Here is a 23,754-nt window from a genome sequence, read left to right as displayed (position 1 = left end):
CAAAAACGAAAGCGTGCAGTATACCGTTTTATCGCCGCTATGCCGTCCAGATCTCGCAATGCTTCTGTACCAGACCGATTAGCGATCCGCCGTTGGCGACAAACTCGCGCATCCGCTGAGATTCACTGCGATCCTGCTTCGCCTGGCGGACGACTGCATCCAGTGCGCTGTCAGCCTGAAGCTTATGGGCAAAGGGCGTCAGTTTATCCGCCAGTTGTAAAATCTCTTCGCGAAACGACTGCTGTTTACCCGTGTGAACATCGGTATTGATGCCATCCAGCCCATAACGACAGGCTTGATAGCGGTTGAATGGGTAGAGCAAATAATCCTCAGGCTGGTGTTTAAACGGACGCTCCGTCAGCAGCCAGCAGGCGATAATCTGGATAAACCCGGCGATATTCACCGCCTGGGCTATCGTCAGCGGCGTATCCATCACCCGCACCTCGACGGTACCAAAACCCGGACTTGGACGAATATCCCAGTGCAGATCCTTCATACTGTCGATCATGCTGGTATAGCTAAGACGGCGAAATAGCCCGATAAAGGCCTGCCAGTTATCCACCCACGGCATCGGGCCGTTGTCAGGGTAAGCCGCAAAAAGGTTCAGCCGCGAACAGGCAAAACCGCTATCCGCACCGTCGAGCCAGGGAGAGGCGGCGTTTAACGCAATAAAATGTGGCACAAAGCGCGACAGGCCGTGCAGCAGGTAAATCGCATCATCGCCATTTTGACATCCCACGTGTACGTGCTGGCCGAAGATTGTCGCCTGTTTCGCCAGATAGCCAAAGTGCTCGACGGTTTTCAGGTAGCGCGGGTTATCGCTGATCTGCTGGCGCTGCCAGCTTTGAAACGGGTGGGTTCCGCCGCCGCATATTTGCAGATGATGGTGGGCAGCGGCGCGCAGCACCGCCTGCTGAATGGCCCCCAGCTGCGCCGTGGCCTGATGGATATCGCGGCAGATACCGGTCGCGATTTCCAGCATGCTTTCGGTAATGTCATGCTTGGCTTCGCCCGCTTTCAGCGTGTTTTGCACTTCATCAATAAGCGCGGAAGAGTCCTGGCTTAGGTCGTAGCCCGGCGGATTGACCACCTGAAGCTCCAGCTCGATGCCGAGGGTAAAAGGCTCGGAGCGATGAAAATCGGGTAAGGGCATAGCGATTCCCTCCTTATCTTTATAACAGGAGTATAGAAGGAATCAGTTGATGCTGATAATTTGCTGTATATTATGAATTTAATTTATAAAAAATGACGCGGCGTGATTATTATCTCCCGGGAATATTAAGGCTGGTGCAATCCTGCAACACAATTCCCGTCGATGGTGCAAAAAGATAAGGTTGTTTTATTTTTTTAATTAAAATCATTAAGATAATATAAGTCATTCTTATTTTATAAGCCATTTCACACTTATTTCCCGCAGATTCAGAACTGGTATGCATCTTGCCTGTTAAATAGCGACTTTTATTTAACAGGGACAATGTGATGCTGAAGAAAAAATTACTCTCACGTAAATGCCATCTCGCCGTTGCTGTTAGCGGGGCATTGGCGCTGTTTGCCGCTTTACCGGCTCATGCCTCAACGTTGCGGATAGCGATGACCGCCGCCGACATCCCTTTAACCCTCGGTCAGCCCGATCAGGGTTTTGAAGGTAACCGCTTCACCGGCATCCCGCTCTACGACGCTCTTGTTGAGTGGGATCTGTCGCAAGGGGAAAAGCCCAGCGGCTTGGTTCCGGGGCTGGCGACCGAGTGGCACGTTGACCCGCAAGATCAAAGTCGCTGGATTTTCACCCTGCGCCCGGGAGTGAAGTTTCACGATGGCTCGGAGGTCAACGCCGATGCTATTGTCTGGAACGTGGATAAAGTGCTGAATAAAACCGCTCCGCAGTACGCTCCGGGCCAGATTGGCAACACGCTTTCGCGCATGCCGACCCTGACCGGTGCGCAGAAGATTGACGACCACACCGTGGTGTTGACCACCTCCGAGCCGGATGCGCTACTGCCGTACAATATCACCAACCTGTTTATCGTTTCCCCGACGGCGTGGCAGAAGCTGTATGACGCGGTACCGACAAGCAGCGGCGATACCGCCGCGCGTAGTAAGCAGGCATGGACTGAATTCGCCGCCCATGCGGTGGGCAGCGGCCCGTTTAAAATGGAAAAACTGGTTCCCCGCCAGCAGCTGATCCTCGACAAAAACCCCGACTACTGGAACAAAGATCGCATTCCTCGGGTGGATAAAGTGGTGCTGATCCCGCTGCCGGAAGCCAACGCCCGCACCGCGGCGCTGCTCTCAAAGCAGGTGGACTGGATTGAAGCCCCGGCCCCGGACGCGGTCGATCAAATCAAAGCCCAGGGTTTTAAAATCTACGCCAATACCCAGCCGCACCTGTGGCCGTGGCAGTTCTCCTTCGAAGAGGGCTCGCCGTGGAAAGATATTCGCGTGCGCAAAGCCGCCAACCTGTGCCTTAACCGCGCCGAGCTGAAAAGCTATCTCGGCGGCTATATGACCGAGGCGACCGGCGTCTATGAGGCCGACAGCCCGTGGCGCGGTAAGCCTACTTTCCAGATTAAGTATGACCCGGACACCGCCCGCAAGCTGATGACTGAAGCCGGATATAGCGCCGGTAAGCCGCTGCACGTGACCGTTGCCACTTCGGCATCCGGTTCCGGGCAGATGCAGCCGCTGCCGATGAACGAGTACATCCAGCAGAGCCTGAAAAGCTGCTTCTTTAACGTCGATATCAAAGTTAACGAATGGAACACCCTGTTTACTAACTGGCGTCTCGGAGCGAAAGATCCGTCCGCGAAGGGGATCGACGCGATCAACGTCAGCGCCGCGGTGAACGACCCCTATTTCGGCATGATCCGCTTCTCTACCGCCAAAGCCTTCCCGCCGGTCGCAACGAACTGGGGCTACTTCTCGACCCCGGAAACCGAAAAGCTGGCCACGGCGGTGAAGCACGCCTTTACTCCGGCTGAAATGGATAAAGCCGCCGGTGAGCTGCACGCCGCGCTGGTCGATCAGGTGCCGTTCCTGTTCGTTGCCCACGATGTCGGGCCACGGGCGATATCACCTGCCGTCACCGGGGTGGTACAGCCGCAAAGCTGGTTTATCGACCTCAGTCTGGTGAGCAAAAAAGAGTAATCGTCACGGGAGCAAGAGATGATCAATACGCTGCTATATCGCATCCTGCTGGCCGTCCCCACCATGCTTGGGGTGGCGGTAATCTGTTTTATGCTGGTGCAAATAGCACCGGGTGACCCGCTGGTGTCGGTGATGCCGCCGGACGCCTCGGAAGCGCTGCGTCAGACCTTAATGCAGGCCTACGGTTTTGATAAACCGCTGCCGCTGCAGTTTGTTCACTGGCTATGGCGGGCGCTGCACGGCGATTTGGGTATGTCGGTCGCCACCGGGCGCCCGGTGATTGGCGAAGTGATGACGGCGGTGACTTACTCTCTGCGTCTGGCGCTGCTGGCGACGGTGATTGGCTTTGTGCTGGGTAGCCTGTTTGGTTTTGTCGCCGGTTACTTTCGTAACAGCATTATCGACCGCCTGGCTTCGGTGCTGTCGGTGTTTGGCGTTAGCGTGCCGCACTACTGGCTGGGGATGCTGCTGGTCATCATTTTTAGCGTCAAACTCGCGCTGCTGCCGGCCACCGGCGGCGGGCCGATTGGCGAGGTGGGCTGGCAGTGGGACTGGGAACATCTGCAGTTTATGCTGCTGCCTGCTTTTACGCTGTCGGTGATCCCAACCGGGATTATTGCCCGCACCGTCCGTTCGCAAGTGGCGGATATTCTTAGCCAGGAGTTTATCGTCGGCCTGCGCGCCCGGGGGCTTAACGAGTCGCGAATCTTTCTGCACGTGGTGAAAAACGCCGCCCCGACCGCGCTGGCGGTAATGGGCCTGCAGGTTGGCTATCTGATGGGCGGCTCGATTCTGGTGGAAACCGTCTTCTCCTGGCCCGGTACCGGGATGCTGCTAAACACCGCCATTTTCCAGCGTGACCTGCCGCTATTGCAGGGCACCATCTGGGTGCTGGCGCTGTTCTTTGTGCTGCTCAATCTGCTGGTGGATATTCTGCAAACCACTCTCGACCCGCGAATTAAGAGGAGCTGACGATGGTGGATACCGTGACAACCAAAGGCATTCCCGTTTCTGCAACGACGGTCGCCAGACAAGGCTACTGGCGCGGCGTGTTTAGCCGACTGCTGCGCGACCCCGGCGGGGTCTTTGTTGGGGCGATCATTCTGATTCTGCTGGCGCTGGCGCTGTTTGGTCCGTGGCTGATAGTCAAAGACCCTTATCAGACATCGATGTTTCTACGCCTTAAACCGATTGGCTCCGACGGCTTTGTGCTGGGCTCCGATGAGCTGGGGCGCGATATGCTCTCAAGGCTGATTCTTGGCACCCGCCTGTCGCTGTTTATGGGCATCGTTCCGGTGGTGTTCGCCTTTTTTATCGGCGGCGCGATCGGCATTATCGCCGGATATGCGGGCGGTAAAACCAACACCCTTATTATGCGCACCGTCGACGTGTTTTATGCGTTTCCCTCGGTTCTGCTGGCGATAGCGCTCTCCGGTGCGCTGGGGGCGGGTATTGGCAACGCGCTGCTGTCGCTGACCCTGGTATTTGTCCCCCAGGTGGCGCGTATCGCCGAAAGCGTCACCGCCCAGGTGCGGCATATGGATTATATCGACGCCGCCCGCGCCACCGGGGCCAGCGCGCTCACTATTATTCGCGTGCAGGTGCTGGGCAACGTTTTAGGGCCGATTTTCGTCTTTTCTACCGGGTTGATTTCGGTGTGCATGATCCTCGCTTCCGGCCTCTCTTTTCTGGGTCTTGGCGTTCGCCCGCCTGAGCCGGAGTGGGGGCTGATGCTCAACACCCTGCGCACGGCAATCTATACCCAGCCGTGGGTGGCGGCCTTGCCCGGCCTGATGATTTTTATCACCTCCATTTCGTTCAATATCCTCGCGGACCGCCTGCGTGCGGCAATGGCGATTAAGGAGTAAGCGATGCAACCCTTTATCAATATCGACCTCGGCGGACCGGCTCAGCCGCTGCTGAAGGTCAACAATCTGCTGAAACACTTTCCTGCCGGTGGCGGCAAAAAGCGCGAAGTGGTGCAGGCGGTGGATGACGTTAGCTTTACGGTGGTCAAAGGCGAAACCCTTGGCGTAGTAGGGGAGTCGGGCTGCGGTAAATCAACCACCGCCCGGCTGCTGATGCAACTGCTTAAGCAGGATAGCGGCGAGCTGATTTTTGATGGCCTGGAGGTTGGTTCATCGCGCCTGCCGATGAAAGAGTATCGCCGTCAGGTGCAGATGGTCTTTCAGGATAGCTACGCGTCGCTGAATCCGCGCATGACCATGGAAGAGAGCATCGCGTTCGGCCAGCGGGTACACGGCGTTAGCGCCAAAGAGGCCAGCGAATATGCACGCTATCTGCTGGCGCACGTCGGCCTCGAGCCTGGGCGCTTTGCCCATCGCTACCCGCACGCGCTCTCCGGCGGCCAGCGCCAGCGCGTCAACATCGCCCGCGCGCTGGCGATGAAGCCCCGGCTGGTCATTCTCGATGAAGCGGTCTCGGCGCTGGATAAATCGGTTGAAGCCCAGGTGCTGCAATTGTTGCAGGAGCTTAAGCGAACGCTGGCGCTGACCTATGTGTTTATCAGTCACGATCTGCACGTGGTGCGCTGGCTGTCGGATCGCATTCTGGTGATGTACCTCGGCGAGGTGGTGGAGATTGGCCCGGCGGAGCAGCTGTTTACCGCCTCGGCGCACCCTTATACCCGCGCGTTATTAAGCTCGATGCCGTCGATGGATCCGCAACATCGCACCTTAACCTCCCCGCTGAGCGGCGATCCGCCCAGCCCGATTTCACCCCCTTCCGGCTGCCGGTTTCATACCCGCTGTCCGCATGCCAGAGCGGTGTGCTCGCAGGTGAAGCCAAAGCTTGAAAGCGTCGGTGAAGGACATCAAAGCGCCTGCCTGATGGCGCAGCCCGCGTCGCCCTGGCACCAGAATATCGCCATCCAGGAGGTGAGCCATGTCGCATGAAGCTTATGTCCATATCCGCGACCTGCGGGTGGAGTTTCGCCGCGACGGCCAGACGGTCAACGCGGTTAACGGCGTCTCCTTTGATGTGCAAAAGGGCGAAGTGATGGCGTTGATCGGCGAATCCGGCTCCGGGAAAAGCGTCACTCTGCGCGCCCTGATGCGGCTGCATCCGCCGAAAAGCAGTGTGCTTTCCGGTACCCTGAAAGTCGGAGAGGAAGAGGTGCTGTCTATGAGCGCCGCGCAGCTACGGCGCTATCGCGGCGCGCGCTGTGCGATGATTTTTCAGGAGCCGCTGCTGGCGTTCGACCCGGTCTATACCGTGGGACAGCAGATTGTTGAGGGGCTGCGCCGCCACGAAGGGTTGTCGCGTCAGGCTGCGCTGGAGCGGGCGTTGGAAGCGCTGCGCCAGGTGCGCATCCCCAGCCCCGAGCGGCGGCTGGACGCCTATCCGCACGAGATGTCCGGCGGGATGCGCCAGCGAGCAATGATTGCTCTTGCGCTCTCCTGCAATCCGCAGCTGCTGCTGGCGGATGAGCCGACCACCGCGCTGGATGCGACGGTGCAAATCCAGATCCTGATCCTGCTGCGCGAGCAGCAAAAGCAGCGCGATCTGTCGATTATCTTCGTGACTCACGATATCGGCGCGGCAGTGGAGATTGCCGACCGGGTGGCGGTGATGTACGCCGGGCGCATCGTTGAAGAGGCGTCGATTGAGGACATTTTATATCGTCCTCGCCATCCTTATACCCAGGTGCTGTTAGGCAGCCGTCCGAAAGAGGGGCTGAAAAAGGGCGACGCGCTGCACTGCATCCCCGGTTCGCCGCCCGATCTCTCGCGCCTGCCGCCTGGCTGTGCCTTTGCCGAGCGCTGCCCGCACGCGCGACCGGCCTGCGCTGAGAGCCAACCAACGACAGAACAGGTAGGGTCGCGTCACGTGGTGAGCTGCCATCGCTGGCGGGAGCTGAATGCATCCGTTGAAAACCAGGCGCTTTACGCCTGAATCACAGAGGAGACTAACATGCAGGATGACCTTCGCGCCTTTATGCCCTATCCGGCGCACCCGGTGGCGCATGCCTTAAGCGGACCGCTGAGCGGGCTGACCTTTGCGGTCAAAGATTTGTTCGACGTGGCGGGCTACCCGACCGGCGGCGGCAATCCGCACCTGCTGGCGCTGTCCGGAATTAAAAAACGCACCGCCCCGGTGGTGCAAACGCTGCTGGATAACGGCGCGCGCTTTATCGGTAAAACCCATACCAGCGAGCTGGCGTATTCGATGAGCGGGCACAACGTGCATTATGGCACCCCGCGCAACGGGGCCGCGCCCAATCATATTCCCGGCGGCTCTTCGTCCGGCTCGGCGTCGGCGGTATCGAACGATGCCTGTGATTTTGCCCTCGGTAGCGATACCGGCGGCTCGGTACGCACTCCCGCCAGCTATTGCGGATTGTACGGCCTGCGTCCGACCCACGGGAGAATCTCCCTCGACGGCTGTCAGCCGCTGTGTGCCACCATGGACACCTGCGGCTTCTTCACCCGCTCGCCGGAAGTCTTTTCTGCCGTTGCCGCCTGTCTGTTCAGTGATGAGAGAGTGGATATTAGCCGCGTTCGGCTGGCCAGCCATGATGGGCTTTTTTCCCGTCTGCCGCCGCGCAGTCAGCAGGCCCTGCTACCGGTTCGCCAGCGGCTGGGGCACTTTTTTGGCACGGTTTCACCCTTGAGCGAATCGCTGCCGGAGGTGGACGATATCTATCTCGCCTTCCGCCAGATTCAGGGCTACGAAGCGTGGCAGGCGCAGGGGGAAACTATTGAGCGCTACAGCCTGCAATTGGGTCCGGATGTGCGCGAACGCTTCTTTTGGGGCAAAGCGGTGACTCGCGAGCAGTTTGAAACCGCCTGTCAGTTGCGCGAACGGTTTAGCGCCTGGTGGGACGCACAGCTCGGCGATGCGGTGCTGGTGATGCCAACGGTTCCCGACGGCGCGCCGCTGCTGACGGCGCAGGCTGAAGAGATAGAAGCGGTTCGCCGCCTGTCCCACGACCTGCTGTTAATTTCCGTAATGACCCAGCGTCCGCAGGTGACGCTGCCGGTTACTCAGGTGGGCGGTTTACCGCTGGGGATTTCATTTTTAGGGCCACGCGGCAGCGATCGCCTGCTGGTTGAGCTGGCCACCGCGTTTATGCAAGGAGACCGAAATGAGCAGTGATGTCCTTTTTACCCCGATGACTGAGACCACCGATAGCCGTGTTAATGGCGAGCGCCTGTGGGATTCGCTAATGACGCTGGCGGAAATCGGTGCCACGCCGAAGGGGGGCTGCTGTCGTCTGACGCTCACTGATCTCGACCGGCAGGGGCGCGATCTGGTCATTAGCTGGGCGCAGGCGGCCGGGATGAGCGTCACCGTAGATAAAATCGGCAACGTCTTTATGCGTCGGGAAGGGCGTAATCCGGCGCTGCCGCCGATTGTTTCCGGTAGCCATATTGATACCCAGCCAACCGGCGGCAAATTTGACGGTAACTACGGCGTGCTGGCGGCGCTGGAGGTGGTGCGTACCCTGAACGATCTGGAGATTGAAACCGACGCGCCGATTGAAGTGGTGTTCTGGACCAATGAAGAGGGTTCGCGTTTTGTGCCGGTGATGATGGGTTCCGGGGTGTTTGCCGGGGTATTTCCGCTGGAGACCATCTACGCTGCGAAGGATGCGGAAGGCAAAACCGTGGGCGAGGAACTGGCGCGCATCGGCTATATCGGCAGCCAGGCGCCAGGCGACCATCCGATTGGCGCTTACTTCGAAGCGCATATCGAGCAGGGGCCGATTCTGGAAGATGAAGAGAAAATCATTGGTATCGTGCAGGGTGTGCTGGGTATTCGCTGGTATGACTGCGTGGTAACCGGTCTGGAGTCCCACGCCGGGCCGACGCCGATGCGCCTGCGCCAGGATGCGTTACAGGTCGCGACCCGCATTATGCAGGAGGTGGTGGCGATTGCCGGACGTAGCGAAGAGGGGCGCGGTACGGTAGGGATGGTTCAGGTCTATCCGAACAGCCGCAACGTGGTGCCTGGCGAGGTGACCTTTTCGATTGATATGCGCAATCTTAGCGATGCGCTGGTGGATGAGATGGACCGCCAACTGCGAGAGTTTATCGGTAGCGTCGAGCAGGAGAGCGGCCTGAAGGTGGCCCTGAAAGAGGTGAGCCACTATCCGGCAGCACCGTTCCACCCGGATTGCCAGACGGCGATTGCCGGAGCCGCGCAGCGTCTGGGGTATCCTGCACGGGAGATTGTGTCCGGTGCTGGTCATGACGCGGTGTATATGAGCTATCTGGCGCCGACCGGGATGATTTTTATCCCCTGCAAGGACGGCATCAGCCATAACGAAATTGAGTATGCTTCCCCGGAACATGTTGAGGCAGGGGCAAACGTGCTGCTGCAGGTGATGCTGCAGTACGCGCGAGCGGTGTAGACCGTCGTTCTCCCCGGTCGCGCTGCGCTTACCGGGGCTACGTGTTTCCAGCCGTCTATGATTTTGTAGCCCGGACAGGCGCGTCAAGCGCCGCCTCCGGGGAGATTTTCATGCAGCAACTGAATCCCCCTTGAAACAGAAAAACTCACAGCGATGCCCTGGCGCCCGCTGAAATCGGCGAACCGGAGGTCCGAAGACAAGGGCTGGCCGCCAGGGATGGCGGACAGAGGCGAATCGAGACAGTGATGTCGAGTTGAGCCGACCGCAGGCTGAGGACCGGGAGGTGAGCGGAGTGCGCAGCACCGATTTCTTTGCGGGACCGCGGGGATTGTAAAGGGGGAGACGGTTTTCTCCCCCTTTACCCGTTCACGTTCAACAGAAATACATTTTCTGCGGTATAGCGGTGAACGGAATCCATATACATTCCCGGAGGCGGCGCTTGACGCGCCTGTCCGGGCTACCAGACCCCTTCTCCGGGAACTTCTTTAGTGGCTAAATTTACGCGAGCCGACAACGCACAGAACCACTCCCAATGTCACCGCCAACATCACTGGGCTCACGGTTTCGTGCAAAAGCGCTGCCGACAGAGCAAGCCCGAAGAATGGTTGTAGTAGCTGAAGCTGACCGACGGCGGCGATACCGCCAATAGCCAGCCCTTTGTACCAGAAGATAAAACCAATCAGCATGCTGAAGAGCGACACATAGCCGAGCGCGGCCCAGGCTGATGCCGATATCGCGCTCCATGACGCTGGCTGGGTCATCAAGGAGGCAACCAGCATAAAAGGCAGCGCAATAATCAATGCCCAGCTAATCACCTGCCAGCCACCAAGCTCCCTCGTCAGCTTTGCCCCCTCGGCATAGCCCAGGCCGCAGGCGATAACCGCCGCGAGCATCAGCAGATCGCCGATGAGCGACGTGACCGCATTTTGCGTTAGCGCGAACCCCGCCACCAGCAGGCTACCAATAATAGAAAAAGCCCAGAACGTGCGACGTGGACGTTCCCCGCCACGCAGCACGCCAAAAATTGCCGTCATCAGCGGTAATAGCCCGATGAAAACTATCGAATGCGCAGAACTAACATGCCGCAGGGCCAGCGCCGTCAGCAGCGGAAAACCAATCACCACGCCCAATGAGATAATCACCAGCGGGAAAAGCTGCGACAGGCGCGGGCGTCTCTGGCGAAAACTCACCACCAGGATGATGGCCAGCATCCCGGCGATAGAGGCGCGCAGAAAAGTCAGCAAGAACGGGTCCATATCCAGCACCGCCAGACGCGTCGCGGGCAGTGAACCGCTAAAAATGATGACCCCCAGTAAACCGTTGAGCCATCCCGACCATGATCCCGGATCTGTTTTGTGAACCGCTGAATCTACCACGTTAACCTCGCTATATTGGATGTGCTGTACTGACTTGAGCAATGTCTGAGGTGATGGTAGTGTGCTCAATCTAATACAATCAAATTATTGTCATAGATACATTCACCGATGAAAGCCCGATACAAAGCCATTGTTGATCGCTACGCGCAGGAGATTCATAGCGGGCAGATGTCCGCCGGAACCCGTCTGCCAACGCATCGCTCCCTTGCGGCAGATGAACATATCTCGCTGGCCACGGCCACGCGCGTGTATCACGAACTGGAGGCGATGGGTCTGGTGAGCGGCGAAACCGGGCGCGGAACCTTTGTACGCGACATCTCGCTCCCGCCGGGGCATGGCGTCGATCAGCAGGTGATAGCTGCCGATGTCGTGGATCTGAACTTCAACTATCCTTCGCTGCCGGGGCAAGGGGATGCGCTGCGCGAAGCACTCAAACAGCTAGCGATGGCGGGAGATATTGACTCTCACCTGCGCTATCAACCCCATGCCGGGCGGTTCGCAGAGCGTGAAATTATCGCTCGTCATTTGACCGGCAACCGCTTTGCTCCTGACGCGGAAAATGTGCTGATCGTCAACGGCGCTCAGCACGGGCTGGCGGTGACCGTGATGGGGCTTCTGCGACCGGGCGATGTGGTTGCGGTGGATGCGCTAACCTACTCGGGCTTTAAGGTTTTGGCGGCGATGTATCATCTGGAGCTGGTGGCAATTCCCTGTAGCGCCGAGGGACCGGATCTCCATGCGCTTCATCAACTATGCCAGCAGCGGCACGTACGGGCGGTTTATACCATGCCGACGCTGCATAATCCGCTCGGCTGGGTGCTCAGTCTTCGCCAGCGGCAAGTGCTGACAGATCTTGCGCGCCAGCACGATCTGCTGATTATTGAAGATGCCGCATACGCCAGGCTGGTTAGTCATCCGCCGCCCCCGGTGGCCAGCTATGCGCCGGAAAGAACGGTCTATGTCACCGGTTTTTCCAAAAATGTAGCTACTGGTCTGCGCGTGGGGGCGGTTATCTGCCCGTCGCACTGCCGACCCGAGATTGAGCGCGCTATCCGCGCCACGACGTGGAATACCCCTTCGCTGATGAGTTCGCTGGTCTGCGCCTGGATTGAAGACGGCACGGTTGCACGCTTTGAAACGCAGAAACGACAGGATGCGCGGCAGCGGCAGCGGGTTGCCCGTGAGGTTCTCGGTGCGCTTCCCTTAGTGAGCCATCCGGATTCGTACTTTCTTTGGCTGCCGCTTGCTGAGGAGAGCCGGGCCGATCGGCTGGTGAAAACGCTGATGGAGCGTAATATTTCCGTTTCGACTGCCGAGCCGTTTTGTGTTTCCACCCACGTCCCGCAGGCGCTGCGTATTGCCCTCGGATCCGTTCCTCTTGATAGCCTGCGTGCGGCGCTGCTCAGCGTGCTCGAAGCCGTAGAGTTTGAACAATACCGCTAACCCATCTGCGCCAACTGACCGCGCAGCACTTCAACCCCCTGCTCGATGGCGTCAGGGTTAATGGCATGGAAACCCATGCGGAAGAAGTTATCCGGCGGCGCGTCGCTAAGAAAATGCCGCGCGCCGGGTTCAATCAGTACCCCGGCGTGGGCGGCGCGCCAGGTCAACTGCTGAGTATTGATTTGCTCTGGCGTGGCTAACCAGAACGCGTTGGCATGTTCGCTGCCGGGGATGATTCGGCATTCCGGCAGATGATGTTGCAGCGCGTTATTGAGCCTGTCCCAGCGCTGGGCCGAGTCGTAATGGTAGCGCCGCAGGTGCGTTTCATAGTGGCCCTGGGCGAGGAAATGCGCCATCTGATACTGAATATTGGTCGGCGGATGGCGATATACCAGCCGCCGCAGCGCCCGCGCTTCATCAATCAAGTCCGGGTCGGCGACCATAAAGCCCAGCCGCAGACCCGGTGACAGCGCCTTTGACAGGCTGCTGACGTAGACCACTCTTCCGCTGCGATCGCTGGCCTTCAGCGCCGGAAGCGGGTTAAGCATAAAGTTACTTTCCGAGTCGTAATCGTCCTCAATAATGACCGCATCATGGCGAGCAGCATGCTCCAGCAGTTGGCTACGCCGCGCCTTGCTCATCGCCACGCCGGTCGGTACCTGGTGGCCGGGGGTCACATAGTAGTAATCGCAGGGCGTATCGTTGAGGACGATCCCCTGTTCATCCACCGGGTGCGGCACGATATCCGTATCGGCAAGCAGGAAGGTGTTGATGGCCTCGCGAAAACAGGGGTTCTCCACGCCGACTCGCGTCTTCGACGACATCAGCAGGCGGGTCAGCAGATAGAGCGCGTTTTGTGAACCGAGGGTAATCAGGATCTCATCCGGCGCGGCGACAATGCCGCGCTTGGGCAGTACCCGGGTGCGGATTTGCTCAATCAGCATCGGCACGTCCTGGTCGATATGGTCCACCACCCACGCCGGATCGCGCACCCCGCCATGCAGCCAGTTAGCCGCTGAACGCCATGTCGCCAGCGGAAACTGGCGGGTATCCGGCTGACCGTAGATAAACGGGTAGCGGTAGTTCATCCAGCCCGCCGGTTTCAGAATCGACTCCTGCTGGCTGGGGGTGATTTGCAGCCGCGTGCCCCAGCGTGGTGCAGAACCTTCGTCCTGCGGTGCAGCTTCCGGCGCAGTGGAAGGGGAAGCGCGCTGATAATCCGGGTGCAGGTAATACCCGCTACGCGGGCGACTTACCAGATATCCCTCGTTCACCAGCCCCTCAAAAACCAGCGCCGTGGTATTGCGCGACACCCGCAGCTGGCTGGCCAGCTGGCGGCAGGAGGGAAGCGGCATGTCGGCGGAAAAAATGCCGCCCAGAATGGCGTTAATCAGCGTCTCGCGCACCTGCTCCTGCAAACCGCGGCGCGGGTCGAAATCAACGTGTAACAGGTGTCGGATCATGCTTAGCTCCTTACGCAAACGCTCTGTGCATGAACTGGAGCAAATTCCATACCATCCTGAAAATGACTGACACATCCACGCGGTGAATCTGGCTCTATCTGGAAATTTAAAACCGTTCCTAAATTAAAAATGTATTCATCAGTCGCGGACCGGAACTTCCGTCGGCACATATTTTGCAAAACCTTTTCATGTTCTGGAATGAACACGTCTGGCGAATTAATTAGGGGTGGATTGATGAAAAAATCATTAGGTTCAATGTGTCTTGGCGCCATCATGGCGATGGCCTTTTCTTATCACGCAGTTGCCGCCGATCTTCCGGAAATAGAAAAATCCGGCACATTGAAAGTCGCGACCGAAGATGATTACGCGCCGTTTAACTTTATGAATAACGGCCAGGCGGATGGCTTTAACAAAGATATGCTCGATGAATTACGTAAATACGCGAAATTCAATGTCGATCAGAGCATTTTGCCGTGGACCGGATTATTAGCGGCGGTCTCCACCGGTCAGTACGATATGGCGTTAACCGGCGCGGTGATTACCGACGACCGCCTGAAAGTCTTTGATTTCACGCCGCCGTGGGCTTCAGCACAGCACTATTTTGTCAAACGCGCTGGCGATAATTCACTGGATACGATTGCGAGTCTGAGCGGTAAAAAAGTGGGCGTTCAGGCGGGCAGCGCGCTGCTGGCGCGTCTGCCGGAACTGAAAGCGATGCTGGAGAAAACCGGCGGTAAACTGGGGCCGGTGGTGGAATATCCTTCCTACCCTGAAGCCTATGCCGACCTCGCCAACAAACGCCTCGATTACGTGATTAACGTGGTTATTTCGGTCAACGACCTGGCAAAGGCTAAGCCAAAGGTATTCGCCAAAGGTCTGGCGGTTTCCGGTCCGGGCTATATGGCATGGCCGATCCCGAAAAACTCGCCGCAGCTGCTGACCTATATGACCAAATTTATGAACCACATGAAGGAAACCGGCAAGCTCGCCGAGCTGCAGAAAAAGTGGTTTGGCGAAACTTATGACGACCTGCCGACCGAAGCGATTACCAGCCCGGAACAGTTCCATAAATTAGCCGGTCTGTAATGTGTTCTGCGGCGGGTCACCGCCGCCTGTTAAGGTGTGAAGGAGGGCTTCATGGATGCAATTTCCTGGCAGTTACTGATTGAAGGCGCATGGACGACCCTCTGGATTTCGGCCATCGCCATCGCCTTTGGCGTGGTGATTGGCCTGCTGATTGCGCTGGTGCGAATGCTACGCGTACCGGTTATCGATCAACTGCTGGTGGTCTATATCAGTCTGGCCCGCGCTACGCCGCTGGTGACGCTGGTGCTGTTCCTGTTTCTTTCTCTGCCGACGGTCGGGATTAACCTCGATAAAAACGTCGCGGCGATTGTGGCGCTGACGCTCAATACTTCGGCCTTCAACGCCGAAATCTGGCGCAACGCTTTTCGTACTTTCCCCCGCGAGCAGCGGGAAGCGGCGGAGTCGGTGGGGATGCGTCGCTGGCCTTACTTCCGCTATATCATGCTGCCGCAAATGTGGATTGAGAGCCTACCCGCGCTGGTCAACGAAATGTCGTTCCTGATAAAAGGCAGCCCGGCGATTGCGGTGATTGGCGTGGTGGATTTGACCCGCGTAACGAACCGAATTTCTTCGGTCACCTATGAACCTCTTTCGCCGATTCTGGCGGCGGGCCTGCTGTACGTGGTGATCATTGGTCTGCTGCTGAAACTGCAGGGGATGGCGGAGCGTAAAGCGAAACGTCTGGCGCGATAAATACAGGAGGTGCTATGAATCAGTGGGCCGTTATCTGGTCGGTGCGCGACAGCTTTATTGCCGGTTTACTCGCCACCCTTGAGCTATTTATTACCGCAGCCATTGCCGGATTAATTATCGGGATTGCGCTGTGCTATTTAACCGAATATCAAAAGAAAACGCTTAACCGGCTTATTATTGGCTTTGTCAGTTTAATGCGGGCCATTCCATTTTTGATACTGGCCTATTTGCTCTATTACGGCCTGCCGGAAGTCGGTATCAGTATGGAGGCGTGGACCGCCGGGCTGATTGCCTTAATTATCTATCACGGCGCTTATTTCTTTGAAATATTGCGCAGTCAGCGCCGGGTATTTTCAGGTGGCTATATAGAAGCCGCGGTGGCGCAGGGCTTTTCACGCTACAAAATATTCCGCCGCATTATTCTGCCCAATATCCTGTCTTCCGCATTACCGTTGATGGGTAACCAACTGATTATTTGCCTGAAAGACACTGCTTTTCTCAGCATTATCACCGTCCAGGAGATAACCGCTGCGGCCAACAGCGTGCAGGCCACTTATTTTATCCCGTTTAACGCCTTTATCGTCGCGATTGGGCTCTACTGGGCTGTCAGCATTCTGCTGGAACTGCTGATTAAACGTTTGAGCGCCTGGGGAGCCAGAAGAGGAATGAGCCATGCATGATACGACTGCTGTAAGCGTCAAAAACGTCTCTAAACAGTTTGATAACATTGAAGTTCTACGTGATATCAACCTGACGGTAGAGAAGGGGACCGTGGTAAGTATCCTCGGTTCGTCAGGTTCCGGTAAATCGACGCTGCTGCGCTGCATGAACTGGCTGGAGCAGCCGGATCGCGGTGAGGTGCACATCAGCGGCCAGCGGCTGGGTATTGATGAACACAATGGCCGTGCCATGTCCCATCGCCAGCTGTCGAAAATCCGCGAGCGGGTCGGGATGGTGTTTCAGAGCTTTAATCTGTGGCCGCATCTGACCGTGCAGCAGAACGTCAGCGAAGCGCTGCTGCACGTGAAGGGGATGAAGCGTGATGAAGCGAAAGCTATTGCCATGCAGCAACTGGAGAAAGTGGGGATGGCGCATAAAGCCGACGTTTACCCCATCACGCTCTCAGGCGGACAGAAGCAGAGGGTGGCGATTGCCCGCTCGCTGGCGATGTCGCCGGAGGTGATTTTATTTGACGAGCCAACATCGGCCCTCGATCCCGAACTGGTCAATGAGGTGCTGGGTGTGATGAAAGCGCTGGCCGCCGAGGGTTACACCATGGTGGTGGTGACCCACGAGATGGACTTTGCACGTCAGGTATCGGATGAAGTGGTGTTTCTTGAGAAGGGGTTGTTGATTGAGAAAGCGCCGCCGGAGAAGTTTTTCACCAACCCGGATTCCGAGCGCGTCAGGCAGTTTTTACAGAGCAGCCGATAACAGTTAACCCCGGGTTGCGGCTGGCTACGGCTCTGCGGTTTTGTAGCCCGGACAGGCGCGTCAAGCGCCGCCTCCGGGAATGTATATGGATTCCGTTCACCGCTATCCCGCAGAAAATGTATTTCTGTTGAACGTGAACGGGTAAAGGGGGAGAAAACCGTCTCCCCCTTTACAATCCCCGCGGTCCCGCAAAGAAATCGGTGCTGCGCACTACGCTCACCTCCCGGTCCTCAGCCTGCGGTCGGCTCAACTCGACACTACTCGTCCCATCCCTGGGACTCGCCCATCCGGGGCCAGCGCAAGCGCTGTTCAAAATTGCTCCGGGCAATTTTGTCCATGTCTCGATTCGCCTCTGTCCGCCATCCCTGGCGGCCAGCCCTTGTTTTCCGACCTCCGGTTCGCCGATTTCAGCGGTCGCCAGGGCATCGCTGCGAGTTTTTCTGTTGCAGGGGGATTCAGTTGCTGCATGAAAATCTTCCCGGAGGCGGCGCTTGACGCGCCTGTCCGGGCTACATGTCCCATGTCGACTCGGGCTGTCTTTGCTCCCTCTCCCTTTCAGGGAGAGGGCTGGGGTGAGGGTGTTGCGTTATTGGGCAGGTTTATGCTCAATCCCGGTCGATTGCGAACGGCTGCCAGGCCTGACGTACCGGCATCACTTCCACCCGGTTGATATTCATATGGTCCGGCAGCGTGGCGATATAAAACATCTGCTCGGCAATATCCAGCGCGCTCAGCGGCGTGGTGCCGCGATAAAGATTATCCGACGCCGCCTGGTCACCTTTGGTGCGCACCAGGGTAAATTCCGTTTCGGCAATCCCCGGCGCGAGGTCGGTCACGCGCACACCGGTGCCGAGCAGGTCGCAGCGCAGGTTGTAGCTGAACTGCTTCACGAAAGCTTTGCTGGCGCCGTAGACGTGGCTGCCTGGATAGGGCCACTGCCCGGCGATAGAGCCGATATTAATGATGCTCGCGCCCGCGCCGTGGTTAATCAGCGTCGGCAGCAGGGCGTGGGTCACGTTGACCAGACCGGTGACGTTGGTGTCGATCATCGTTTTCCAGTCTTCCAGCTCCACTTTCTGCGCTGGCTGCGGCGACAGCGCCAGCCCGGCGTTGTTAATCAACGTGGTGATATCGGCGAATTCAGCGGGCAGCGCTGCCACGGCCGCGGCAACCGCATCGCTATCGCGTACGTCGAGTTCGATAATATGCACCGGGACCTGTGAGGCCAGTTTATCCTGTAACGTCTTTAGTCGCTCAACACGGCGTCCGCTCAGCACCAGCGACCAGCCCGCATCGGCGAAAACCTGCGCCGCCGCTTCCCCAAAACCCGAGGTCGCCCCGGTAATAAACACCACTTTGCTCGTTGCCATTTCATTCTCCTGTGCAGGTTGTCGCTCCCACTATAAAAACGCCGCGCGCGTGGGCACAGGGCCAGTCGGAGCGCGGCGATGTGACACGGTGTCACATCATTTTCGCCGTACTGGCTCTATCCGTTTTTCTCAGGCGCAGCCAATGATGATGCCAACAACAACGACATGAGAGAGGGCAGGGTATGAAGCTGGCAATACAGAACGATGTAGCGGTAAGCAATGATGAAGTTCGGCAGCTGGATCGCGCCTACGTATTTCATTCATGGTCGATGCAGGGCAATTTACATCCGCTGGTGATCGCCGGGGCCAAAGGCTGCGAGCTGTGGGATTACGAAGGCAATACGTACCTTGATTTCAGCAGCCAGTTGGTCAACGTCAATATTGGCTATCAGCATCCTCGCGTGCTGGCGGCAATGAAAGCGCAACTGGAAGAGCTGGTGACCATCGCGCCTGCCACCGCCAACCTCGCCCGTGGCGAAGCGGCGAAACGTATCGTCGAGCTGGCGCCGGAAGGCTTTAGCAAAGTGTTCTTCACCAACGCCGGAGCGGATGCCAACGAGAACGCCATCCGCATGGCTCGGCTCTATACCGGGCGCGATAAAGTGCTCTCTGCCTACCGTTCCTATCACGGTAATACCGGCAGCGCGATTGCCGCCACCGGCGACTGGCGTCGCGTGCCGAACGAGTATTCGCGCGGCCACGTTCACTTCTTCAACCCCTATCTCTACCGCAGCGAGTTCAACGCCACGACGGAAGAGGAGGAGTGCCAACGCGCGCTGGCGCATCTGCGGCGGATGATCGAGTGCGAAGGCCCTAATGCGATTGCCGCGATTCTGCTGGAGTCCATTCCGGGTACCGCCGGAATTCTGGTGCCGCCAGATGGCTATATGAAGGGCGTGCGGGCGCTGGCCGACGAGTTTGGCATCATACTGATTCTTGATGAAGTGATGGCCGGTTTTGGGCGTACCGGCAGCTGGTTCGCTTTCGAGCAGGATGGCGTGGTACCGGATCTGGTGACTTTTGCTAAAGGGGTTAACGCCGGTTACGTTCCGGCGGGCGGCGTGCTGATTAGCGAACCGATTGCCCGCTATTTTGACGACCATTTCTTTGCCGGAGGGCTGACCTATTCCGGCCATCCGCTGGCGATGGCGGCGATTGTCGCCACCATTGACGCGATGAAAGAAGAGAAGGTTGTGGAGAATGCGGCAATGATGGGCAATGAGGTGCTGCGCCCGGGGCTGGAAGCGCTGGCGGAGAAACACGCGATTATCGGCAACGTCCGCGGTCGTGGTCTGTTCCAGGCACTGGAGCTGGTCAGCAGCCGCGAGCAGAAAACGCCGCTTACCGCTGCGGATATGGCGGCGATTAAGGGCGCGTTAACCGAAGCCGGTCTGCTGGCGTTTGTGGTGGAAAACCGCATTCACGTGGTGCCACCGTGCACCATCAGCGCTGAGCAGGTAGCAAAAGGCCTGGCGATTTTTGATGCAGTATTCACCCGTTTCGCGAGCCTGGCGAAGTAAGGGATTTGTACGGGTTGCTTCCCGGAGGCGATGCTGCGCATCTGTCCGGGCTACCAAACCTGCAGAACGCACGGACCCGTAGCCCGGGCAAGGCGCGTCAAGCGCCGCCCCCGGGATAAAGCCACGCCGATACATCAGGTCCGGCACATTTCCCGAAGGCGATGCTGCGCACCTGTCCGGGCTACCAAACCCACAGACCGCACGGTCCCGTAGCCCGGGCAAGGCGCGTCAAGCGCCGCCCCCGGGATAAAGCCACGCCGATACATCAGGTCCGGCACATTTCCCGGAGGCGATGCTGCGCATCTGTCCGGGCTACCAAACTCGCAGACCGCACGGACCCGTAGCCCGGGCAAGGCGCGTCAAGCGCCGCCACCGGGGTATTCCCGGCCCTCTTCCACAGGGAGAGGGGGAAAACCTCACCCCATCCGGTGTTCACCGTTCACCAGCGCTTCGCGGTTGAAGAAGCGCTGAATTACGCCCTCCGCCATAAACGCCGCCCGGTCAGACATATGGGCAATCACATCGGCATCGTGGCTGACCAGCAGGTACGTCATCCCATGCTCCTGCTTTAAGCGGTTGAGTAGGTTAAGAATCTCCGCCTGTACCGACATATCCAGCGCCGACGTTGGCTCATCCAGCAGCAGGATCTTTGGGCGCAGCAGCAGAGCGCGGGCAATTGCTACGCGCTGGCGCTGGCCGCCGGAAAGCTGGTGCGGATAACGACGCGCGGCGTCGGCGGGCAGGCCGACCTGTTCCAATGCAGTAGTTACCCGCTGCTCAATCTCGCCGATGCCGTGAATCTTCAGCGGTTCCGCCAGCGTGCGCCACAAAGTATGGTTGGGATGCAGCGAGGCGTACGGGTCCTGAAATACCATCTGCACGTTGCGCCGCAGCTCGCCCTGAAAACGTACGCCTGGCGTAATGGCTTTGCCAAACAGTTCGACGCTGCCGCTCCAGTCGCGCTGTAGCCCTGCTAAAACCCGCAGAATGGTTGATTTTCCGCAACCGGATGCACCGATCAGGCTGAAGGTCTCCCCGGCATCCACGGCAAAGCTGGCCGCTGACACCGCCGTTTTTTCAGCAAAAATAACCTGCAAATCCTTAAGATTAACGACCGCCATGCGCCGCCTCCGTAAAATCCAGGGTTCTGTCGAGGGTGGGCAGCATCTGGCCGTAGGTTTGCGCGTCCGGGCGGCAGGTCCACAGGGTTCGGGTATAGGGATGGGTCGCTGTCGGCAGGTCCCGCGCCGCCATCTCATCGACCTTCTCGCCTCGGTACATCACCAGTACCCGATGGCAGTGTTCCGCCACCAGCGGCAGGTCGTGGCTAATCAACAACATCGCCATTTGTCGCTGTTCGCACTGTTCCACCAACAGTTCGAGGATTTGATTACGCAGCCGGGCGTCGAGGGCCGACGTTGGCTCATCGGCAATCAGTACCTGCGGATTGTTGAGCAAGGCAATGGCAATCATCACCCGCTGGCCCATCCCGCCGGAGAGCTCTCCCGGATAGCGGCTAAGCACCGGTAAATCCAGACCCACTGCGGCAACGGCGGCTTTGACCGCCTCCAGTCGCGCCCGGCGGTTGAGGCGCTGATGCAGCGTTAATGCCTCCTCCAGCTGCGCCTGAATATTTTTCACCGGATTGAGCGCATAGCGCGGGTCCTGGAGCACCATGGCGATATCGTTGCCGCGCAGGTCGCGCCAGCCCCGATCGTTAAGCGTTAATACGTTGCGCCCCAGCACGTTGAGCGTCCCGGCGCTGACGACACCGGGTTTGCGCACCAGCCCCATTAGGGCGCGGGCAGTCATCGATTTGCCAGAGCCGGATTCGCCGACCAGCGCCAGCCGCTCGTTGCCGAGGGTAAAGCTTAAGTTGTTCACTACCCGGGCGGCGGGATAGTCGATGGCGAGTCCCTGAACGGTCAGTCGGGTATCAGTCATGTTGCGGCTCCAGAACGTCGCGCAGGCCGTCGCCCAGCAGGTTAAACGCCAGGCTGGCGGTAAGAATAACGGCGCCAGGCGCGGCGGCTATCCACCATTGGTCGAAAATAACCTGCATCCCGTCGGCAATCATCGCCCCCCATTCTGCCATTGGCGGACGCGCCCCGAGACCGAGGAAGCCCAGACCGGCGGCGGCGAGGATAATACCGGCCAAATCCAGCGCCAGCCTGACGATAGCTGATGGCAGACATAGCGGCAGAATATGGCCGATCAGCAGCCGCCAGTCGCGAATGCCCATCATCTCCGCCGCCGCCAGATAATCACTGTGGCGCAGGCGCTGAATTTCGCTGCGCGCCTGGCGCGCGTAGGCGGGCCAGGTGGTGAGCGCCAGCGCTAGCGCGCCGTTAACCAGCCCCGGACCGAGCATGGCGACAAAGGCGAAGGCCAGAATTAACCGCGGCATCGACATCACCACGTCGGTAAATCGCATCAGCACGCGTTCGATCCAGCCGCCGTAATAGCCGGAGAGGATCCCCACCAGCAACCCAACGGGCAGGGTAATCACCGTGACCAGCGCCACCAGCCCAAGAGCCGGGCGTGCGCCAAAAATCAGCCGTGAGAGCAGATCGCGACCGTAGCTGTCGGTGCCGAGCCAGTGCTGTGCGCTCGGCCCTTGCAGACGCGCGGCGGCATCCTGCCAGTTCGGGTCGAGCGGGGCCAGCCACGGCGCGAAGAGTGCGACCAGCAGGAGTAGAGTAATGATAATCAGGCCGCAAAAGGCGGCGGGGGAGCGGCGCAGGCGGCGTAAAAACAGATAAGTCGGCATCAGCGCACCCTCGGGTCGGTCAGCCGTACCAGCAGGTCGGTGAGGTTATTAATCAACACAAAGCTCGCGCCGATAAGCAGCGTGCCGCCCATAATCGCCGTCGTATCGCCAGCAAACAGGGCGGTGGTCAAGTAGCGACCAATTCCCGGCCAGGAGAAGACGGTTTCGGTCAGCACCGCGCCTTCCAGCATCGAGGTGTACGCCAGAGCGATCACCGTCAGCAGGGTTCCGCGAATATTCGGCAACACGTGGCGCAGCAGGATGGTCATCTCGCTGGCCCCTTTGGCGCGCGCGAGCAGGATGTACTCTTTGTTCATTTCGCTCAGGCAGGCGGAGCGGGTCAGGCGGGTGATGCTTGCTAGTGAGTAATAGGCCAGCAGCAGCACTGGCAGGAGCAGGTGTCCGGCGGCATTTTTAAACGCTTCTTTATCGCCCGAGAGCCAGGTGTCAATCAACGCAAAGCCGGTGCGGGGTTCAACGGTGTATTGATAAATATCGTCCAGCCGTCCTGGTCCTGGCGTCCACTGCAATTTGGCGTAGAACAATGCCAGCATCAGCAGGCCGAGCCAGAAAATCGGCACCGAGTTGCCGAGCAGGGTAAACGTGCGCACCGCCAGATCCCACGGTGAGCCGACATAGCGGGCGCACAGGACGCCTGCGATAACACCCGACAGCGCGCCGATAATTAGCGCCAGCGTCGCCAGTTCCAGCGTTGCCGGGAAGGCGGCGAGCAGATCGTGGAGCACCGGCTGGCCGGTAGAGCTGGCAATACCGAGATCGCCGTGGGCGAGATTCACCAGATAGTGCCAGAACTGTACCGGCAGCGGCTGATCGAGGCCGAGCTGGTGGCGAACCTGGTCGTAGGTGGACTGGCTGGCGTGGTCGCCGACGATTTGCAGCACCCGGTCAACCGGCGACAGCGCCGAGAGCGTGAAGGTGACCAATAACAGGCCGAGCAGGGTCAGCGCCAGCGTCAGCAGCCCCTGAAATAGCGCGAGCAGAGGGCGTTTTGCGCGCCGCTCTGCTCTGGTGGGTAAAACAGCAGACATGGTTATTCCGTTGGTAAAAGAACAGTGTTA

21 protein-coding genes are annotated in these 23,754 nt (G+C 58.7%); 13 read left to right on the top strand and 8 right to left on the bottom strand.

The window, feature by feature from the left end; genetic code table 11:
• Window positions 1-37 precede the first annotated feature (37 nt).
• Window positions 38-1,153: a YbdK family carboxylate-amine ligase gene (locus DA718_RS20690; protein WP_112217373.1), complete on the bottom strand. Its 1,116-nt coding sequence runs from the start codon at window positions 1,151-1,153 to the stop codon at window positions 38-40.
• A gap of 326 nt (window positions 1,154-1,479) precedes the next feature.
• Here DA718_RS20690 and DA718_RS20685 point away from each other — a divergent pair, with 326 nt between their 5' ends.
• The 7 genes from DA718_RS20685 to DA718_RS20655 are packed head-to-tail and all read left to right on the top strand — an operon-like array spanning window position 1,480 to window position 9,520.
• Window positions 1,480-3,144, top strand: a complete 1,665-nt coding sequence (locus DA718_RS20685) for an ABC transporter substrate-binding protein (RefSeq protein ID WP_112217374.1) — start codon at window positions 1,480-1,482, stop codon at window positions 3,142-3,144.
• An 18-nt stretch (window positions 3,145-3,162) separates the two neighbouring features.
• Window positions 3,163-4,116, top strand: a complete 954-nt coding sequence (locus DA718_RS20680) for an ABC transporter permease (RefSeq protein ID WP_112217375.1) — start codon at window positions 3,163-3,165, stop codon at window positions 4,114-4,116.
• Between the two features lie 2 nt (window positions 4,117-4,118).
• Entirely contained in the window at window positions 4,119-5,012 is an 894-nt protein-coding gene (locus DA718_RS20675; protein WP_112217376.1) for an ABC transporter permease, read from the top strand.
• A gap of 3 nt (window positions 5,013-5,015) precedes the next feature.
• Window positions 5,016-6,059, top strand: a complete 1,044-nt coding sequence (locus DA718_RS20670) for an ABC transporter ATP-binding protein (protein ID WP_110273227.1) — start codon at window positions 5,016-5,018, stop codon at window positions 6,057-6,059.
• On the top strand, window positions 6,049-7,059 hold the full coding sequence (locus DA718_RS20665; RefSeq protein WP_112217377.1) for an ABC transporter ATP-binding protein: 1,011 nt from the start codon (window positions 6,049-6,051) through the stop codon (window positions 7,057-7,059). Before DA718_RS20670 ends, DA718_RS20665 begins: the two co-directional genes overlap by 11 nt.
• A gap of 18 nt (window positions 7,060-7,077) precedes the next feature.
• A complete protein-coding gene (locus tag DA718_RS20660) occupies window positions 7,078-8,262 on the top strand; it encodes an amidase (protein WP_112217378.1) in 1,185 nt (394 codons plus the stop codon).
• Window positions 8,252-9,520: a Zn-dependent hydrolase gene (locus DA718_RS20655; RefSeq protein ID WP_112217379.1), complete on the top strand. Its 1,269-nt coding sequence runs from the start codon at window positions 8,252-8,254 to the stop codon at window positions 9,518-9,520. The genes DA718_RS20660 and DA718_RS20655 overlap by 11 nt, the downstream gene beginning before the upstream one ends.
• Before the next feature lie 485 nt (window positions 9,521-10,005).
• Here the strand turns inward: DA718_RS20655 and DA718_RS20650 are convergent, their stop codons facing one another.
• Window positions 10,006-10,896 carry a DMT family transporter gene (locus DA718_RS20650; RefSeq protein ID WP_112217399.1) on the bottom strand — a complete coding sequence of 297 codons (891 nt, stop codon included), beginning with the start codon at window positions 10,894-10,896 and terminating at the stop codon, window positions 10,006-10,008.
• 108 nt (window positions 10,897-11,004) lie between these two features.
• Between DA718_RS20650 and DA718_RS20645 the strand changes: the two genes are divergently transcribed.
• Entirely contained in the window at window positions 11,005-12,339 is a 1,335-nt protein-coding gene (locus DA718_RS20645; protein ID WP_112217398.1) for an aminotransferase-like domain-containing protein, read from the top strand.
• Here DA718_RS20645 and pdxR read toward each other — a convergent pair.
• On the bottom strand, window positions 12,336-13,802 hold the full coding sequence (gene pdxR / locus DA718_RS20640) for a MocR-like pyridoxine biosynthesis transcription factor PdxR (RefSeq protein ID WP_112217397.1): 1,467 nt from the start codon (window positions 13,800-13,802) through the stop codon (window positions 12,336-12,338). The genes DA718_RS20645 and pdxR overlap by 4 nt on opposite strands.
• Window positions 13,803-14,036: 234 nt before the next feature.
• On the opposite strand from pdxR, the gene DA718_RS20635 reads away from it, so the two are divergent.
• Genes DA718_RS20635 through DA718_RS20620 form a run of 4 tightly spaced genes read left to right on the top strand, consistent with a single transcriptional unit; the run spans window position 14,037 to window position 17,015 of the window.
• Window positions 14,037-14,888: a transporter substrate-binding domain-containing protein gene (locus tag DA718_RS20635; RefSeq protein ID WP_112217396.1), complete on the top strand. Its 852-nt coding sequence runs from the start codon at window positions 14,037-14,039 to the stop codon at window positions 14,886-14,888.
• A 51-nt stretch (window positions 14,889-14,939) separates the two neighbouring features.
• A complete protein-coding gene (locus tag DA718_RS20630) occupies window positions 14,940-15,581 on the top strand; it encodes an amino acid ABC transporter permease (RefSeq protein WP_110273235.1) in 642 nt (213 codons plus the stop codon).
• 14 nt (window positions 15,582-15,595) lie between these two features.
• Window positions 15,596-16,261: an amino acid ABC transporter permease gene (locus DA718_RS20625; RefSeq protein WP_112217395.1), complete on the top strand. Its 666-nt coding sequence runs from the start codon at window positions 15,596-15,598 to the stop codon at window positions 16,259-16,261.
• A complete protein-coding gene (locus tag DA718_RS20620) occupies window positions 16,254-17,015 on the top strand; it encodes an amino acid ABC transporter ATP-binding protein (protein ID WP_112217394.1) in 762 nt (253 codons plus the stop codon). Before DA718_RS20625 ends, DA718_RS20620 begins: the two co-directional genes overlap by 8 nt.
• Before the next feature lie 605 nt (window positions 17,016-17,620).
• Here the strand turns inward: DA718_RS20620 and DA718_RS20615 are convergent.
• Window positions 17,621-18,385 carry an SDR family NAD(P)-dependent oxidoreductase gene (locus DA718_RS20615; RefSeq protein ID WP_112217267.1) on the bottom strand — a complete coding sequence of 255 codons (765 nt, stop codon included), beginning with the start codon at window positions 18,383-18,385 and terminating at the stop codon, window positions 17,621-17,623.
• Window positions 18,386-18,567: 182 nt separating this feature from the next.
• Between DA718_RS20615 and DA718_RS20610 the strand changes: the two genes are divergently transcribed.
• Window positions 18,568-19,905, top strand: a complete 1,338-nt coding sequence (locus tag DA718_RS20610; RefSeq protein ID WP_112217266.1) for an aspartate aminotransferase family protein — start codon at window positions 18,568-18,570, stop codon at window positions 19,903-19,905.
• Between the two features lie 416 nt (window positions 19,906-20,321).
• Here DA718_RS20610 and DA718_RS20605 read toward each other — a convergent pair whose 3' ends face one another.
• The 4 genes from DA718_RS20605 to DA718_RS20590 are packed head-to-tail and all read right to left on the bottom strand — an operon-like array spanning window position 20,322 to window position 23,724.
• On the bottom strand, window positions 20,322-21,026 hold the full coding sequence (locus DA718_RS20605) for an ABC transporter ATP-binding protein (protein ID WP_112217265.1): 705 nt from the start codon (window positions 21,024-21,026) through the stop codon (window positions 20,322-20,324).
• A complete protein-coding gene (locus DA718_RS20600; protein WP_112217264.1) occupies window positions 21,013-21,849 on the bottom strand; it encodes an ABC transporter ATP-binding protein in 837 nt (278 codons plus the stop codon). Before DA718_RS20600 ends, DA718_RS20605 begins: the two co-directional genes overlap by 14 nt.
• Entirely contained in the window at window positions 21,842-22,675 is an 834-nt protein-coding gene (locus DA718_RS20595; RefSeq protein ID WP_112217263.1) for an ABC transporter permease, read from the bottom strand. The genes DA718_RS20600 and DA718_RS20595 overlap by 8 nt, the downstream gene beginning before the upstream one ends.
• The gene (locus DA718_RS20590; protein ID WP_227015956.1) at window positions 22,675-23,724 is read right to left on the bottom strand and encodes an ABC transporter permease; all 1,050 of its coding nucleotides are present in this window, start codon (window positions 23,722-23,724) and stop codon (window positions 22,675-22,677) included. Before DA718_RS20590 ends, DA718_RS20595 begins: the two co-directional genes overlap by 1 nt.
• Window positions 23,725-23,754 lie beyond the last annotated feature (30 nt).

The sequence above is a fragment of the Klebsiella huaxiensis genome (assembly GCF_003261575.2).
GTDB lineage: Bacteria > Pseudomonadota > Gammaproteobacteria > Enterobacterales > Enterobacteriaceae > Klebsiella > Klebsiella huaxiensis.
Note: the sequence above shows the minus strand (reverse complement) of the source record. Positions and strands in the feature narration are given on the sequence as shown.

Coding starts and splice junctions, on each gene's coding strand:
- DA718_RS20690 (WP_112217373.1), bottom strand. CDS start 1,153: ATGCCCTTACCCGATTTTCATCGCTCCGAGCCTTTTACCCTCGGCATC.
- DA718_RS20685 (WP_112217374.1), top strand. CDS start 1,480: ATGCTGAAGAAAAAATTACTCTCACGTAAATGCCATCTCGCCGTTGCT.
- DA718_RS20680 (WP_112217375.1), top strand. CDS start 3,163: ATGATCAATACGCTGCTATATCGCATCCTGCTGGCCGTCCCCACCATG.
- DA718_RS20675 (WP_112217376.1), top strand. CDS start 4,119: ATGGTGGATACCGTGACAACCAAAGGCATTCCCGTTTCTGCAACGACG.
- DA718_RS20670 (WP_110273227.1), top strand. CDS start 5,016: ATGCAACCCTTTATCAATATCGACCTCGGCGGACCGGCTCAGCCGCTG.
- DA718_RS20665 (WP_112217377.1), top strand. CDS start 6,049: ATGTCGCATGAAGCTTATGTCCATATCCGCGACCTGCGGGTGGAGTTT.
- DA718_RS20660 (WP_112217378.1), top strand. CDS start 7,078: ATGCAGGATGACCTTCGCGCCTTTATGCCCTATCCGGCGCACCCGGTG.
- DA718_RS20655 (WP_112217379.1), top strand. CDS start 8,252: ATGAGCAGTGATGTCCTTTTTACCCCGATGACTGAGACCACCGATAGC.
- DA718_RS20645 (WP_112217398.1), top strand. CDS start 11,005: ATGAAAGCCCGATACAAAGCCATTGTTGATCGCTACGCGCAGGAGATT.
- pdxR (WP_112217397.1), bottom strand. CDS start 13,802: ATGATCCGACACCTGTTACACGTTGATTTCGACCCGCGCCGCGGTTTG.
- DA718_RS20635 (WP_112217396.1), top strand. CDS start 14,037: ATGAAAAAATCATTAGGTTCAATGTGTCTTGGCGCCATCATGGCGATG.
- DA718_RS20630 (WP_110273235.1), top strand. CDS start 14,940: ATGGATGCAATTTCCTGGCAGTTACTGATTGAAGGCGCATGGACGACC.
- DA718_RS20625 (WP_112217395.1), top strand. CDS start 15,596: ATGAATCAGTGGGCCGTTATCTGGTCGGTGCGCGACAGCTTTATTGCC.
- DA718_RS20620 (WP_112217394.1), top strand. CDS start 16,254: ATGCATGATACGACTGCTGTAAGCGTCAAAAACGTCTCTAAACAGTTT.
- DA718_RS20615 (WP_112217267.1), bottom strand. CDS start 18,385: ATGGCAACGAGCAAAGTGGTGTTTATTACCGGGGCGACCTCGGGTTTT.
- DA718_RS20610 (WP_112217266.1), top strand. CDS start 18,568: ATGAAGCTGGCAATACAGAACGATGTAGCGGTAAGCAATGATGAAGTT.
- DA718_RS20605 (WP_112217265.1), bottom strand. CDS start 21,026: ATGGCGGTCGTTAATCTTAAGGATTTGCAGGTTATTTTTGCTGAAAAA.
- DA718_RS20600 (WP_112217264.1), bottom strand. CDS start 21,849: ATGACTGATACCCGACTGACCGTTCAGGGACTCGCCATCGACTATCCC.
- DA718_RS20595 (WP_112217263.1), bottom strand. CDS start 22,675: ATGCCGACTTATCTGTTTTTACGCCGCCTGCGCCGCTCCCCCGCCGCC.
- DA718_RS20590 (WP_227015956.1), bottom strand. CDS start 23,724: ATGTCTGCTGTTTTACCCACCAGAGCAGAGCGGCGCGCAAAACGCCCT.